We start from the raw sequence: 15,050 nt of genomic DNA on the forward strand, positions 1-15,050 counted from the left end.
GCCGAAGCACCCGCCGTCCCGCTCCGGTCTCCAGCCTGGGCCCGCAATCCCCGCCCACCCGTCATCGGACGGGGCGGAGAGCGCGGACCGCGCGGTCGACCCCGGGGTCGTCCGATCGGACGACCCCGCGGGCCCCGGAGCCGGGGACAATGAATCTGTTCGTCCCTGTTCACAGGCTTGGGAGGCGGTGCGCGGTGCACGCGAGCGGTGAGCCCGCCGCGCCGGACGCGCGCTGGCCGGCAGTGGTCATGCACGCGACGTTCTTCCTGTTGCTGGGCACGGCGATGGCCCGGTTCGCGTACCGGCACGGCGGCGAGGGGCGCGAGCCCGCGGTGATCGCGCTCGCCGCGCTGCTGGCCGTGCTCTACGCGGCCGGCCTGCACCGTCATGTCCTGCCCGCTCCCCGGCTGCCGGTGCCCTGGCCGCCAGTGCCGCAGCTGCTGTGGCTGGGCGCGGTCGTGGTGGTGTGGTCGGTGCTGGTGACGCTGGCGCCGAGCTTCGCGTGGGTCGCGGTCCCCCTGATCTACGTGGCGCTGCGCACGCTGCCGGCGCCGGCGGCGTTCGTCCTCGTCGCGCTGCTCACCGTCCTGGTGACCGCCGCCCAGCTGTCGCTGGCCCCGCGCTTCGACCTGGACCTGGTGGTCGCGCCGGCGGCCGTCGTCGGCTTCACCACTGCGGTGTTCGTCCTCATGCAGCGGCAGGACGCCCGGCAGCGGACCCTGATCGACGACCTGATCCGCACCCGCCGCGAGCTGGCCGCCACCGAGCGCCGGGCCGGTACGCTCGCCGAGCGCCAGCGGCTGTCCATGGAGATCCACGACAGCCTCGCCCAGGGCCTGTCCAGCCAGCGGATGCTGCTCCAGGCCGCCGAGCGCACCTGGGACGCCGATCCGGCCAAGGCCCGCGGCCATGTCCACACCGCCGCGTCGATCGCCGAGACCAACCTCGCCGAGGCCCGGCGCTTCGTCCACGACCTGGCCCCCGCCGACCTCGCCGAACGCGGCGGCCTGCCGCAGGCCCTGCGCGCCCTGGCGGACCGCGAGGGCGGCGACCGCCTCATCGTCCGCGTCCACATCGACGACCACACCGGCGTCCCGCTGCCCGGCGGCGTGCAGTCGGCGCTGCTACGCATCGCCCAGGGCGCCCTGGCCAACGTCCGCGAGCACGCCGGCGCGGGCACCGCCGCGCTGACGCTGACCACCCTCGACGACCAGGTCGTGCTGGACGTCGCGGACGACGGCCGCGGCTTCGACCCTGCCGCCGTGCCAGACTCCCCCGGCGGCGTCCGCGGCCACGGCCTCCCGGCGATCCGCGCCCGGCTGCGGCAGCTCGGGGGCAGCCTGACCGTCGACTCGGCGCCCGGCGAGGGCACCGTCCTCACCGCCGCCATCCCCCTGGAGGAACCGCAGTGACCGCCACGACCCCGGTCCGGGTCCTGCTCTGCGACGACCACGCGGTCGTCCGGGCGGGCCTGCTGGCCCTGCTGGACAGCGCGCCCGACGTCGAGGTCGTGGCGGAGGCGGGCACCGGGGAGGAGGCGCTGGTGCTGGCGGCGAAGTACCGGCCCGACGTGGTGCTGATGGACCTGCAGCTCGGCGCGGGCATCGACGGCGTGGAGACGACCCGCCGGATGACCGCGGCCGGCGACGGCCCGCACGTCCTGGTGCTGACGACGTACGACACTGACGCGGACATCACCCGCGCCATCGAAGCGGGCGCGACCGGCTACCTGCTGAAGGCCGAACGCCCCGAGGAGCTGTTCGCCGCCATCCAGGCCGCGGCGCAGGGCCGCACGGTTCTGTCTCCTCCGGTGGCCAGCCGGGTGATGGCCCGGATGCGCCATCCGCGGCCCACGCTGACCGGCCGGGAACGCGAGATCCTCGCGCACCTCGCCCGCGGGCTGAACAACCGCGACATCGCCGCCGCCCTGTTCATCGGCGAGACCACCGTGAAGACCCATCTGCGCCGCATCTACGACAAGCTCGGCGTGGACACGCGGGCCGGTGCGGTCGCCGTCGCCAAGGAGCAGCGCCTGCTGCCCTGACCGGTGCGGGCGGCCCGAGCGGCCCGGCGGGTCAGGCGGCGGACCCCGTGCGGGCCGCGGTGACCAGGGAGGTGAACAGCCGGAGGTCGGTGAGGTCGGTCTCCGGATGCCACTGGACGGCGAGGACGTGGCGGTGACCGTCCGACTCCGCGGCCTCCAGCGTTCCGTCGTCCGCCACGGCGACCGGCCGCAGCCCGTCGCCGAGCGCGGCCACCGCCTGGTGGTGGTAGCAGGACACCTCGGCCCAGGCGCCGAGCACCGCGGCGAGCCGGGTGTCCGCCCGGACATGGACGGTGTGGCGCACGAAGCGTGCGGGCACCTGCTGGTGGCTGCCGTCGGGCAGGTGCTGGCGGAGGGTGCCGCCGAGCGCCACGTTGATCAGTTGCAGGCCGCGGCAGACGCCGAGCACCGGCAGGTCCCTGTCCAGTGCCGCGCGGGCCAGGGCGAGTTCCCAGGCGTCGCGTTCGGGGTGCGGAGGTCCGGCGTCCGGTGTCCCGGTGGCGGCCGCCCCCGGGACACCGGGCGGCGCGTCAGCCGCTGACGCTCGGCTGCCCGTTCTCGATGTGCCCGACGAACCGCTGCGACCAGGTGGCGTCGGAGTTCGCCGTCACGGTGTGGTCGTACCAGCCCTGCCCGTAGGTGAGGGAGCTGAAGGTGTCGGTGGCCGTCGTGCCCGCCGCCACCTGGTAGGTCCAGGGCCCGTCGGAGCGGTAGGCGTTCGCCTTGATGGTGAAGGTGACGGTCGAGGAGCTGTTGTTGGTCATGATGAACTGGAGCTTGGTGGTGCCGGAGACGCTGACGGCGGAGGCGACGACCAGGAGGTCCTTGCCGGGCTTGGTGGCGTCGCCCTTGAAGCGGCGCATGAAGCGGTTGGGGCCGAAGACCGAGAGGTCGTACACCCCGTTGCCGAAGTTCGCGCCGACGTTGTAGTAGTCGGTGCTGCTCCGGCCCGGCGGCACCGTGTACTGCCAGGGACCGCCGGTCCGGTGGCCGCCGTTGGTGTAGACGGCGAAGTGGCAGCCGACGGTGCCGCCGTTGCTCATGGCGATGTGGGCCTGGATGCCGGTGCCGGAGACGGTGAAGTCGGCCAGGTCGGCGGTGGGCTGGTAGGGCAGCGCGCGGGCCTTGCGGGTGCCCGCCTCCTGGGCGGGCTGGGCGTTGTTCGCCGGGGTCGGGTTCGGCAGTCCCGAGCACTGGCCGATGTCGACGGTGGTGGCGGTGGACGGCAGCGAGGGCAGCCCGAAGACCGGGCTGGCGAAATCGAACATGCCGGTCAGGTCGCCGCACACCGAGCGCCGCCAGTCGCTGATGTTGGGGCAGGTCGCGGGCTTTCCGATCGCGGCGGTCCACTGCTCCAGGAAACGCAGCACCGAGGTGTGGTCGCTGACCTGGGAGTTGACGTAGCCGCCCCGGCTCCACGGGGAGATCGCGATCATCGGCACCCGGATCCCCAGGCCGATGGACACCCCGCTGATGAACTCGCCGGCGGTGCCCGCGGGGGGCGCCGGCGGCGGCACGTGGTCGAAGAAGCCGTCGTTCTCGTCGTAGTTCAGGAACAGGATCGTCGAGTTGAACACGCCGGGGTCGGCGTTCAGGGCGTCGAGGACCATGTGCACGAAGTGGGCGCCGTTGGCCGGGGTCCCCAGGGGGTGCTCGGAGTAGTTCTGGTCGGGCACGATCCAGGAGACCTGCGGGAGGGTGCCGGCGCGCACGTCCGCCGCGATGGCGTCGCAGATGTCGGCGGCCACGTCGCCCGGCTCGGTGGTGCCATGGGGCACCACCGACATCCCCTTGATGCGCAGCGCGCTGCCGCTGGGGGCGTTGGTGAACTGGGAGAAGTACTCCAGGCCGTTGTCGCCGTAGTTGTCGGCGGTCTGGTAGACCTTCCAGCTCACGCCGGCCTTCTCCAGGGCCTCGGCGTACGTCTGCCAGGTCAGCCCGGACTCCGATCCGCCGTCCTTGGAGGTGCTGTCGATCATCCCGCTCCACAGGTAGGTGCGGTTGGGGCCGGTCGCGGTGAGTCCGGAGGCGTGGTAGGCGTCGCACACCGTCCAGTTGTCGGCCAGCGCGTAGTGGAAGGGGATGTCGGCCCGGGTGAGGTAGCCGAGCGAGCGCAGCCCCTTGGCCGACACCCAGGCGTCCATGGCGCCGTTGTGCCAGGCGGCGTGCTGGGTGGCCCAGTCGTGGGCGAGGTCGCCGTTGCACTGGGCGAGGCGTTCGGGGTCGGCACCGCCGGCCGGGCTGGTCGCGCTGAACTGCCACGGGTAGTGCCGGCCGGTGCCGTTGGGCTGGTCGAAGACGCTGTAGCCGCCGGGGATCTCGACGGTGCTGCGGTCGGAGAAGCCGCGCATGCCCTTCAGGAGCCCGAAGTAGTGGTCGAAGCTCCGGTTCTCCTGCATCAGGACGACGACGTGCTGCGCGTCCGCCAGGGTGCCGGTCGCCGCCGGCACCGGCGCCGCGTGCCGCCGGCGCTCGGTGGTGCCGGCGAAGGTGGCGCCCGCGCCCGCGGTCCCGGCGACGGCCACGGCGCCGGCGCCCATGGCGAGGAACTTTCGTCGGTTGAGATCGGACATGGCACTCCTTGTGGGTGGGAGGACCGCCGGGGTGGCCCGGCACATGCCAGTTGCGGGTGGGACCCGGTGCCGTGTGGGGGGATCCTTCGCCGGGCCCCGTCGACCGGGGACAGTTCCTGCACGCCAGGCCCGTTGTACGCGCCACGGTTCGGGCTGGTGGTCGAGGACACGCCGTTGCCAGGTAAATCCTCCCCACCGTTGGCGGACATCACGGCGGTCTTTGCCGAGTCCGGGCCAGGTCGAGGCCAACTTGTACCCGTCTGCGGTGTCCGCAGGGTTGCGGTCGCTCCCCGGCGGGGCGAAACCCGGGTCACCGGGATGGCGGCGCCGGCGCGCGGTGCGGCGCACGCTGGGTTACCGGCGGGTATCCCGTAGTCGTGAAGATCTTGTATTCAACCAACTAGGTTCCGCGGGCTACCGTTTGGGCGGAGGTGGCCATGCTGGAAGTTCTCGGGCTGGATCAGCCGGCTGAAACACTGTATTTCGTCCTGGTCGACAACCTGCCGCTGTCCATCGAGGAGTTGGCCCGCCGCACCGGGATCGAGCCGGACGTGGTCGCCTCGGCCATGGTGCGGCTGGAGGACGGCGGGCTGATCTCGCGGCTGCCCGGCAGTCCGTCGAGCTACACGGCGCTGCCCCCGGGGCACGCGCTCGAGGTGCTGCTGCTGGCCAGGGAGCGGGACATCCAGCGGGTGCGGTCCCTGACCGAGCGCCTGACGGATCGGCACCGCGACGCGCGCCGGGACCGCGACTCGTCCGCGCTGATCCAGGTGATCACCGGCCGGGACGGCGTCGCACGCTGCGGGCAGCAACTGTTCAACCGCGCGGAGAAGGAGATCCGCGGCATCGACGCGCCGCCCTACGCCGAGTCACGCGACGGCACCCGCGTCAACTCCGCCGCCGTGATCGCCGGCCGCAGCGTGCGCAGCCGCTTCATCCACGCGCGCGACGCCCTCAACACCCCCGGCGCGATGGGGCGGGTGGAGGAGGACATCGCGGCCGGCGAGGAGGTGCGGTTCCTGCCCGAGGCGCCGATGAAGCTGATCATCGCCGACGACCAGGCGGCGCTGATCCCGCTGCTGGCCACCCCGCAGGTGCTGGACGCGTGCATCCTGGTGCATCCGTCGGCGCTGCTCGACGCGCTGTCCACGCTCTTCGAGTCGCTGTGGGCGCAGGCGCAGCCCTACATGCCGGGACGCAGCGCGCGGGTCGGCGAGGACGAGTTCGTCAACGACGAGGAGCGGCGGATCATCTCGATGCTGGCGATGGGGATGCCGGACGAGACCATCGCACGGCAGCTTGGCATCGGCTACCGCACGGTGCAGCGGCGGGTGCAGGCGCTGCTCACCCGGCTGGGTGCCGCGAGCAGGTTCCAGGCCGGGGTGCTCGCCGCGAGCCGCGGCTGGTGGATTCCCGAGCCGGAGAAGGACGACGCACCCGCCGGCGGGGAGGGAACGCCCCGTTGACCGGGTGGGCCGTCCCCGCCCGCCGGGGCGGGTGCACGCCCGGTGCCCGGCGGCCGCACCACGGTGCGGCCGCCGGGATGCCCGCTACTGGTGCAGCAGGGTGAAGTCGGCGGTCACCGCTCCTTCCTTGACGATGCGGACGGTGCGGGTCGCCGGGCGGTAGCCGGTGGCCGCCGCGATGACGGTGAGCGGATTGCTCTTCGCCGGCAGCCACAGGGCGTAGCTGCCGTCGGTGCCGGTGGTGACCGAGACGTCGCCGTTCGCCGAGTCGATCTCGACCACGGCGTCCGCCAGCGGCGCGCTCGCCCCGTCGGCGTCCTTGCCGGTGACCGTTCCGGTCAGCAGGCCCCAGCCGGCGGGCGGGACCACCGTCATGGTGACCGGCAGCGACACCGAGCCGTAGGGGGTGTCGCTGTCCACGACCAGCGCGGCCCGGTGGGCGCCCGCGTCCGCCGAGGTCATCGCCCCGGCGTCCAGGGTGATCCGCACCGTGACCGAGCCGCCGCCCTTGACCGTGAGCGTCGAGGCCGACGGGGTCAGCCACGGCACGTCGGCGTGCGGCTGGTCGTAGCCGGCCAGCTTCTGCACCGACGCCTGCGGGATGCTGTAGGCGTTCGCGCCGCCGGTGACGTACCAGCCGGGTGCCGACTGGGCGTCGAGCACCGGCGCCGCCAGGTTCGGCATCGCCGACCAGGAGTCGGTCGCCGGGTCGTAGGCGTGTGCCTCGTTGGTCAGCGTGCTGGTGCTCGCCTGGATGCCGCCGCCGACCAGCAGCTTGCCGTCGGCAGCGGTGCCAGTGGCGCCCCACAGGTCGGAGGGCGCGTCGGCGACCCGCTTCCAGGTCCCCTTGGCCGGGTCGAGGGCGTAGGTGTGCACAGAGGCCTTCGGCGCCGCGCCGTCGGGCTGGTACACGCCGCCCGAGCAGTAGACGGTGCCGTCCGAGGTGCCGCACGCCGGCCAGGAGACCGGCTCGGGGTACGGGGTGCCGGCCGACCAGGTGTCGCTCGCCGGGTCGTAGACCTGCACGTCGTTGGAGCCGCAGTTGAACATCACGCAGCCGCCGATGACGTACAGCTTGTCGCCGGCCACGGCCGAGCCCGAGGCGCCGTAGGCGGTGGGGATGTCGGCGATCTGCGACCAGGTGTCGGTCGCGGGGTCGTAGACCTCGCTGCCCGGGATCGGGTTGCCCGCCGCGTCGCGCCCGCTGGTGACGTAGAGCTTGCCGCGGATGAAGCCGTAGGCCGGGGTGAACCGCTTGGTCGTCGGGCCGGCGAGCGCCTTCCAGCCGCCCGTCGTCGCGTCGTAGGAGCCGAAGGAGCCGCTCCACACGCCGCCCGGCGACTCGCCGAGTCCGGCGTACAGGGTGCCCTGGTCGACGGCGGCGACGCCGCCGAAGGAGGCGGCGGGCAGGTCGGTGAGCGGCTGCCACGCCTGGTCGGCGGTCGCGCCCGCCGCGGCCGGCCCGGCCGCCGGCGGCGCGGCGGAGGAGGCCGAGGAAGCCGCGGTGAACGCGGTGTTGGGCGTCAGCGTGGAGGGCGTGCGGCGCGCCGCGGGGCCGGGCTCGCTGGAGGCGGGCCCGCCGAGGTTCTGCTCGCCGAGCGAGAAGGTGGCCGGCGAGCCGCCGGTGTTGCGCACCTTGACGTCGACGGTCCTGCTGCCGCCCCAGGCCACGTTGGCGCTCACCGCGGAGACGCTGTACTGCAACTGCGCGGGGTGCAGCGCGAAGTCGGCGGAGGTGACGGTGTCGGGCCGCACGTCGGCCTTGACGCTGACCGCGGGGTAGCCGAAGCCCGGCAGCCCGGCGGTGAACTGCTGCTTGCCGGTCCGGCTGGAGAACATCCAGTACAGGCCGTCGCCGACGGCCGGGTCGCCGGGCGAGGCGACGCTGCGGCCGGAGTCGGCCGGGGTGGTGACGCCGCTGACCGTCGCACCGACCACGCCGGCGCCGGTGTTGGCGTCGGTGACGCGGCCGACGAGGAGCCCGCCGGGCCGGGTGACCAGCGTCGGGGTGCCCACGGCGACGTTGTCGATCTGCCAGATGCCGGTGAGCGAGCCGGTGAAGTGGAAGCGCAGCTGCACCGAGGACTTCCCGGCGTAGGCGTCCAGCGGCACGTTCTGGTGCGACGGCCCGCCGATGACATCGGTGTGGTGCCACACCGTGGTCCACGTGGCGCCGCCGTCGGTGCTGGCGTCGACGTCGGCGGTCAGGTCGCCCAGCCGGTACAGGGACGGCAGCGCGGTGTCGAACTGCAGCTCGGGCGCAGTCTGCTTGCTGAAGTCGTAGCTGGGGCTGCGGAGTTCGGTGTCGGCGGGCTTCCAGCCCAGGGCGTAGTCGTCGACCTCGGCGAACCGGCCGGTGCCGCCGGTCTGGTTGCCGCGGTTGAGCGGGTCGTCGAACTGCCAGCCGCCCGCGTCGGTGTTGTTCTTGATCGTCCAGCCGGCCGGGGTCGCGGAGGTGGCGAACGATTCCAGGCCGCCGCCCAGGTAGTCGGTCTCGTAGCCGGGCGGGAGCGCTCCCGCGGTGTTGAGCGGCAGGGCGAGGTCGACGGTGCTCGGGCCGGTGCCGACGGCGGCCGTGGACTCGGCGGGCCGGTAGCCGGGGTAGAGCGCCGTGGCGTGCAGGGTGTAGCTGTGGTTCATCGGGACGCGCACCGAGTAGCGGCCGGTGGCCGGGTCGGTGAAGACGGTGCCGGGCACGCCGTCGAGGGTGAGCTTGGCGTACAGGCCCCAGCCGTGCTGCCCGCCGTCCTTGACGGTGCCGGAGATCTCTTGCGAGGGCACCGCGGTCAGCGCGGCGTCCTCGGTGAGCGCGGCGCCGTCGTCGACGGGCACCTGTCCGAGGTCCTTGTCCGCGTAGCCGAACGCCGAGACGGTCAGCGGGTAGGTGCCCGCCGGGACGTCGAGCCGGTAGTGGCCCTTGGCGTCGGTGGTGGCCCGGTAGTCGCCGAGGCTGACCGTGGCACCGGACACCACCGCCTTGGTGCCGGCGTCGGTCACGGTGCCGCTGACGGCGCCGTGCGGGCCGGGCTTGAAGGCGGCCGTGCCGTTGGGCGTGCCGAGGCCGGTCGGGCCGTCGTAGCCGGGCTGCGCCGCGCAGGTGTAGGCGGGGGTGCAGTCCGGGACCGTGCCGTAGCCGCAGAGGGAGCTGTCGGAGCAGCTGGCGTCGTCGCCCTGCGTCACGTCGTTGAGCGCGCCCGGCTGCTGGTAGGGGTAGGCGGCGGGATAGGTGCCGTCCACCGGGGTGCCGGCCAGCGCGTACACGCCGGCGATGATCGGCGCCGAGGCGGAGGTGCCGCCGTAGACGTTCCAGCCGTTGTCGGAGAAGGAGTTGTAGACGGCCACACCGGTGGCCGGGTCGGCGACCGCGCTGACGTCGGCGACCGAGCGCCCCTGGCAGTCGACGGCGGCCTGGAAGGACGGCTTGGGCTCCACGGCCGAGCAGCCGGATCCGGTGGCACCCCAGTGCGGCCCGTCGGAGCCGTACGTCACGCCGTTCCAGACCGACTCGCCCCAGCCGCGGCTGCTGATGTCGTGGACCAGCGAGGTGCCGCCGACCGAGGTGACGTAGGGCGAGGAGGCGGGGTAGCTGACGCCGTAACCGTCGTCGCCGGAGCTGAACACCACCGCGACGCCCGGGTGGTTGAAGTAGGCCTCGTCGTAAGCCAGGTCGTCGGTGCTGTCGCCGTACGCGCCCCAGGAGTTGGAGACGTACTTCGCGCCGAGGGCGACCGCCGTGTTCACCGCGGTGCCGAGGTCCTCGGACGTGGTGGCGTCTGCTTCGACCAGCAGGATGTGGGCCTGCGGTGCGACCGCGGAGACCATGTCCAGGTCCAGCGAGATCTCGGCGCCCCAGCCCTCGTCGGCGGCCGGGTAGGCGACGCCGCCGTGCTCGTCGACCTTGCGGAAGCAGCCGTTGTCGCTGGTGCAGGCGGGCAGGCCGTACTGCGCGCGGTAGACGTTGAGGTCGGCCTCGGCGTTCGGGTTGTCGTAGGCGTCGACGATCGCGATGGTCGCGCCGGCGCCGCCGTCGGCCGGCAGGTCGTAGGCCGACCGGAGGTCCGCGGGCGCGTAGCCGTCGGGCGCCAGGGCGGCCCCTGCCGCGTTGCGCCGCACGCCGAGCGAGGCGGTGCGGTCCGTGCGGCGGAGCGCGAAGCAGGAGAAGTGGCCGGGCTGGGGCGTGCCGCAGGCAGGGGCCGCGGTCACCTTCCCGGTGCTGGTGGCCGGCAGGGGTGCGGCGAGCGCCTGTTGGGGCAGCAGGACCGCGAGGACGGCGATGACGGCGGCGACCGCGGCAACGATGCTCCGCAGCGGGCGCAGCCGTCTCACGGACGGGCGTGGGACTGGCAAGGGGACTCCAGGAAGGGACGGACGTGCGCGGCGTGTTCGGGATCCGGGAGGCGGATACGGGAGGCGGACGGGGGGACCGGCCGGTGTCCGTGGGGGGGTGGACTGACCAGCACAAAGGTCCAACTGGCGTGATCCGCCGGTCAATGCGGGCCGCTGGCGGCTTGGCGCCGTGACGTGTTCACGCCCCCAACGGGACAAGCGGGAACCAGAGGGGTCTTTGAGGCGTCAGACCCTGAGGGGATGGCGTGAATTCAGACCGCATTCCCACAGAAACCCCCACCATTTCCCGTCGCCGGGCGACACTCCGGGGCTTCCGCCATGACGCTGCGTCGCCGAGTTGCACGCAGGGTCACTGTTGACATGACCTGAACACGATTCGCTAATTGACCCCCGGTGATTGCACGTGCATTCACCGTCGCCCCCAGAGCCGTACACGGGTCGACCCCTGCAAGAACGCATGGAGTCACACGTTGCGCAATCCGATGAGAACCAGACCTCCTCTCCGGCGGACGATCTTCGCCGGCCTGGCCGTGGCGAGTGCCACCGCCATGGCGGTCCTGGGAGTCCAGGCCCCCGCCGGGGCCGCCGCACCGGTCTCCGCTGCCCCGGCCGCCGCGACCGACGGGCATCCGCTCCTGGAACCGGCCTGCGCCGCCCCCGGCGCCGACGAGTTCACCTGTTACGCCCTGCGGCGCACCGACATCAAGGCGGCCAAGGGCGTCACCCCGGCAGCCGTCACCCCCAACGGGTGGGGCGCCACCGATCTGCAGAGCGCCTACAACCTGCCGACCGACGGCGGCGCGGGTCAGACCGTCGCCATCGTCGACGCGTTCGACGACCCGAACGCCGAGGCCGACCTCGCGATCTACCGCGAGCAGTACGGGCTGCCGGCCTGCACTACGGCCAACGGCTGCTTCAGCAAGGTCGACCAGCGCGGCGGGACCAGCTACCCCACCCCGGACTCCGGCTGGGCGGGTGAGATCTCGCTCGACCTCGACATGGTCTCCGCGGTCGCGCCCTACGCGCACATCCTGCTGGTCGAGGCGGACGACAACAGCTTCGAGAACCTCGGTTCCTCGGTGAACGAGGCCGTCGCGCTCGGCGCGAAGTACGTCTCCAACTCCTACGGCAGCGACTACCGCGGCGGCAACGGCGAGGACCCCTCCGAGACGACCGCCTTCGACGCGTACTACAACCACCCCGGCGTCGCGGTGACCGTCTCGACCGGCGACTACGCCTACGGCGTGGGCTACCCGGCCGCCTCCCAGTACGTCACCTCCGTCGGCGGCACCACGCTGACCCGTGACACCGGCACCACCCGCGGCTGGACCGAGTCGGCCTGGAGCGACGCCGGTTCCGGCTGCTCGCTGTACGAGCCCAAGCCCGCCTTCCAGAAGGACACCGGCTGCGCCAACCGGGCGCTCGCCGACGTCTCCGCGGTGGCCGAGGGCGTCGCGGTCTACCAGACCTACGGCGCCGGCGGCTGGGCGGTCTACGGCGGCACGAGCGTGTCGTCGCCGATCATCGCCAGCGTCTACGCCGACGCGGGCACCCCGGTGGCCGGCACGTACCCCAACTCCTACCCGTACGCCGCGTCCTCGGGCATCAACGACATCACCACGGGCTCCAACGGCTCGTGCACCCCGTCGTACCTGTGCACCGGCGGCCCCGGCTACGACGGCCCGACGGGCCTCGGCACCCCCGACGGCCTGGCGGCCTTCCGCAGCGGCCCGCACGGTGAACTGACCGGCACCGTCACCGACTCCAAGACCGGCAAGCCGATCTCCGGCGCCACGATCACCGCCGGCACCAACGTCGCGCACACCGGTGCGGCGGGCACCTACGACCTGACGGTCCCGGTGGGCACCTACGACGTGACCGTGGACGCCTTCGGCTACGCCGGCACGTCCGACTCGGGCGTGGCGGTGGCGGACGGCGCGACCCTCACCAAGAACTACAGCCTGTCGCCGGTGCCGAGCCAGACCCTCTCCGGCAAGGTCACCGACGGCTCCGGCCACGGCTGGCCGCTCTACGCCAAGATCACCGCGGACGGCGTCCCCGGTTCGGTGTGGACCGACCCCGCGACCGGCGCGTACTCCGTGTCGCTCCCCCAGGGGCACGACTACACGCTGCACGTCGCCGTCTCCGACCCCGGCTACCAGGCCGCCAGCAAGACCGTGACGATCGGTGACAGCGCGGCGAGCCTGGACCTCTCGGTCCCGGTCGACCCGTGGTCGGGCACCGCCCGCGGCTACACGCAGCACCTGAACGGCACCACCGAGACGTTCGACGCCACCGACGCGCCGCCGCAGGGCTGGAGTGTCGTCAACGCCGAGGGCACCACGGGCGGCTGGGAGTTCGACGACCCGGGCTCCCGCGGCAACCGGACCGGCGGTGACGGCGCGTTCGCGGTGGTCGACAGCGACCACTTCGGCGGCAGCGCCAGCCAGGACTCCCAACTGGTCAGCCCGGTCTACGACTTCACCGGCAAGAGCGCTCCCGAGGTCGCCTTCGACACCGAGTACCGGTACATCGGCGGGCAGACCGCCGAAGTCGACGCCACCTCGGACGGCGGCACCACGTGGACCCCGGTCTGGTCCACCACGACCGGCATCACCGGACCGTCCAGAATCGAAGTCCCGCTCTCCGACTTCGCGGGCAAGTCCGCCGTGCAGGTGCGGTTCCGCTTCACCGGGCACTGGGGCTGGTGGTGGTCGGTGGACAACGTCTTCGTCGGCAACCGCGACATGTCCGCCATCCCCGGCGGCCTGGTCGTGGGGTCCGTCTCGGACGCCAACACCGACGCCGGCGTGGTCGGCGCGACCGTCACCAACCAGGACGACACCACGCAGAGCGTCACCACCGTCGCCACGCCCGACGATCCGAACCTCGGTGACGGCTACTTCTCCCTGTTCTCCTCCACCATGGGCGACCACGCCTTCCACGCCGTCAAGTCCCACTACGCCACCGCCGCCGGCACGGTGAAGGTGGCCGCGGACAGCGCCGTCGCGGCGGACTTCCAGCTCAAGGCGGGCCGGCTGCAGGTCACTCCGGACTCCGTCGCCGCCACCGTCGGCTGGGGCGGGAAGACCACCCAGCAGCTCACGGTCAAGAACACCGGCGGCGCTCCCGCCACGCTGAAGCTGGGCGAGCGCTCCGGCGGGTTCAAGATCCAGGCCCAGGGCGCCCCGCTCAAGACGGTCAAGGGAACGTTCTCCCCGCTGTCCGACAAGGCGCACCCGGCGGACGGCTCCGCGCAGCCGGACCCGGGCCCGTCCGACGACGCGTGGCAGACCGCGCCCAACTACCCCAATGCCATCATGGACAATGCTGTCGGCACCTACGACGGCAAGGTCTACTCGGCCTTCGGCTACAACGGGTCCGCGGACAGCAAGGACCTCTACGTCCTCGACCCGTCCGCCGGCAGCTGGAGCAAGCTGGCCTCCGCGGCGGACACCCGGGAGGCCCCGGCGCACGGGTTCATCGACGGCAAGTTCTACGCCGTCGGCGGCTGGGGTGCCTCCGGCAGCCCGGACACCAAGCTGGAGGTGTACGACCCCGCGAGCGACACGTGGACCACGGGTGCCTCGGCGCCCAAGGCCTACGCGGGATCGGGCACGGCCGTGGTCGACGGCAAGCTGTACATGGTCGGCGGCTGCGGCGCGAGCTCGTGCGGCACCACCGACGCCAGCGCCTACGACCCGTCCTCCGACAGCTGGACGGCGATCGCCGCCTACCCGGAGCCGGTCTCCTGGCAGTCCTGCGCCGGCATCGGCGACCTGCTGTACTGCGCCGGCGGTCTGAACGGCAGCACCGAGATCGTGCACTCCTACGTGTACGACCCGGCGGCCAACAGCTGGTCCCAGGTCGCGGACATGCCCGGCACCCAGTGGGCCTCGTCCTACACCTCGGCCAACGGGCTGCTGCTGATCTCCAGCGGCATCAGCAACAACGCCCTGACCAACCGCGGTTACGCCTTCGACCCGCAGTCCGGGACGTGGAGCGCGCTGCCGAACGCCAACGTGGCGACGTACCGGAGCGGTGGCGCGGCGGGCTTCTACAAGGTCGGCGGCGGCAACGCCCCCGGCTCGCCGATCCCCGCGGTGGAACTGCTCCCCGGCTACGACCAGGTGGGCTCGTCCGACGTGACCTGGCTGGGCGAGAGCACGCAGGAGCTGACGGTGCAGCCGGGCGCGACGTCGACGGTCACCGTCAGCCTGGACGCCTCGGTCCCCGAGGTCTCCCAGCCGGGTGACTTCACCGCGCAGATCACCGCGGGCAGCGACACCCCCTACACGGTGGCGTCGATCCCGGTGGCCCTGCATGTCGACCCGCCCAAGACCTGGGGCAAGATGAACGGCACCATCCTCGGCGTCACCGCCACCGGCGGCACCGCGCCGCTGTCCGGGGCCACCGTCCAGGTGGACAGCTGGGCGTCGTCGTACACGCTGACCACGACGTCCGACGGCACCTACGCGCTGTGGCTGGACACCCGCAACAACCCGCTGACCGTCATCGTCGCCAAGGACGGCTACCAGCCGACCGTGGCCACGGTGAAGATCAAGAAGGGGGTGGCGGTCGTCACGGACTTCACGCTCAAGCGGAAGTAGGGCCGCTCGG

At 72.7% G+C, this 15,050-nt stretch carries 6 protein-coding genes and 1 pseudogene; 4 read left to right on the top strand and 3 right to left on the bottom strand.

What is annotated here, in order from left to right:
* Window positions 1–194: 194 nt before the first annotated feature.
* Window positions 195–1,412: a sensor histidine kinase gene (locus ACH4TG_RS36575; RefSeq protein WP_398246994.1), complete on the top strand. Its 1,218-nt coding sequence runs from the start codon at window positions 195–197 to the stop codon at window positions 1,410–1,412.
* Entirely contained in the window at window positions 1,409–2,044 is a 636-nt protein-coding gene (locus ACH4TG_RS36580; RefSeq protein ID WP_398246995.1) for a response regulator, read from the top strand. Before ACH4TG_RS36575 ends, ACH4TG_RS36580 begins: the two co-directional genes overlap by 4 nt.
* A 31-nt stretch (window positions 2,045–2,075) precedes the next feature.
* On the opposite strand, the pseudogene ACH4TG_RS36585 reads toward ACH4TG_RS36580, so the two are convergent.
* A pseudogene (locus ACH4TG_RS36585) lies at window positions 2,076–2,525 on the bottom strand (gamma-glutamyl-gamma-aminobutyrate hydrolase family protein); the annotation flags it as partial.
* A gap of 49 nt (window positions 2,526–2,574) precedes the next feature.
* Complete coding sequence (locus ACH4TG_RS36590; protein ID WP_398246996.1) at window positions 2,575–4,617, bottom strand: phosphocholine-specific phospholipase C; 2,043 nt, start codon at window positions 4,615–4,617, stop codon at window positions 2,575–2,577.
* 437 nt (window positions 4,618–5,054) lie between these two features.
* On the opposite strand from ACH4TG_RS36590, the gene ACH4TG_RS36595 reads away from it, so the two are divergent.
* Window positions 5,055–6,083, top strand: a complete 1,029-nt coding sequence (locus ACH4TG_RS36595; RefSeq protein WP_398246997.1) for a helix-turn-helix domain-containing protein — start codon at window positions 5,055–5,057, stop codon at window positions 6,081–6,083.
* An 84-nt stretch (window positions 6,084–6,167) separates the two neighbouring features.
* Here ACH4TG_RS36595 and ACH4TG_RS36600 read toward each other — a convergent pair whose 3' ends face one another.
* On the bottom strand, window positions 6,168–10,409 hold the full coding sequence (locus ACH4TG_RS36600; RefSeq protein ID WP_398246998.1) for a carboxypeptidase regulatory-like domain-containing protein: 4,242 nt from the start codon (window positions 10,407–10,409) through the stop codon (window positions 6,168–6,170).
* 503 nt (window positions 10,410–10,912) lie between these two features.
* Between ACH4TG_RS36600 and ACH4TG_RS36605 the strand changes: the two genes are divergently transcribed.
* Window positions 10,913–15,040 (top strand): carboxypeptidase regulatory-like domain-containing protein, encoded by a 4,128-nt coding sequence (locus tag ACH4TG_RS36605; protein WP_398246999.1) that lies wholly within the window; start codon window positions 10,913–10,915, stop codon window positions 15,038–15,040.
* Window positions 15,041–15,050: the final 10 nt, after the last annotated feature.

The sequence above is a fragment of the Streptomyces sp. NPDC020917 genome (assembly GCF_044333795.1).
Lineage (GTDB): Bacteria > Actinomycetota > Actinomycetes > Streptomycetales > Streptomycetaceae > Actinacidiphila.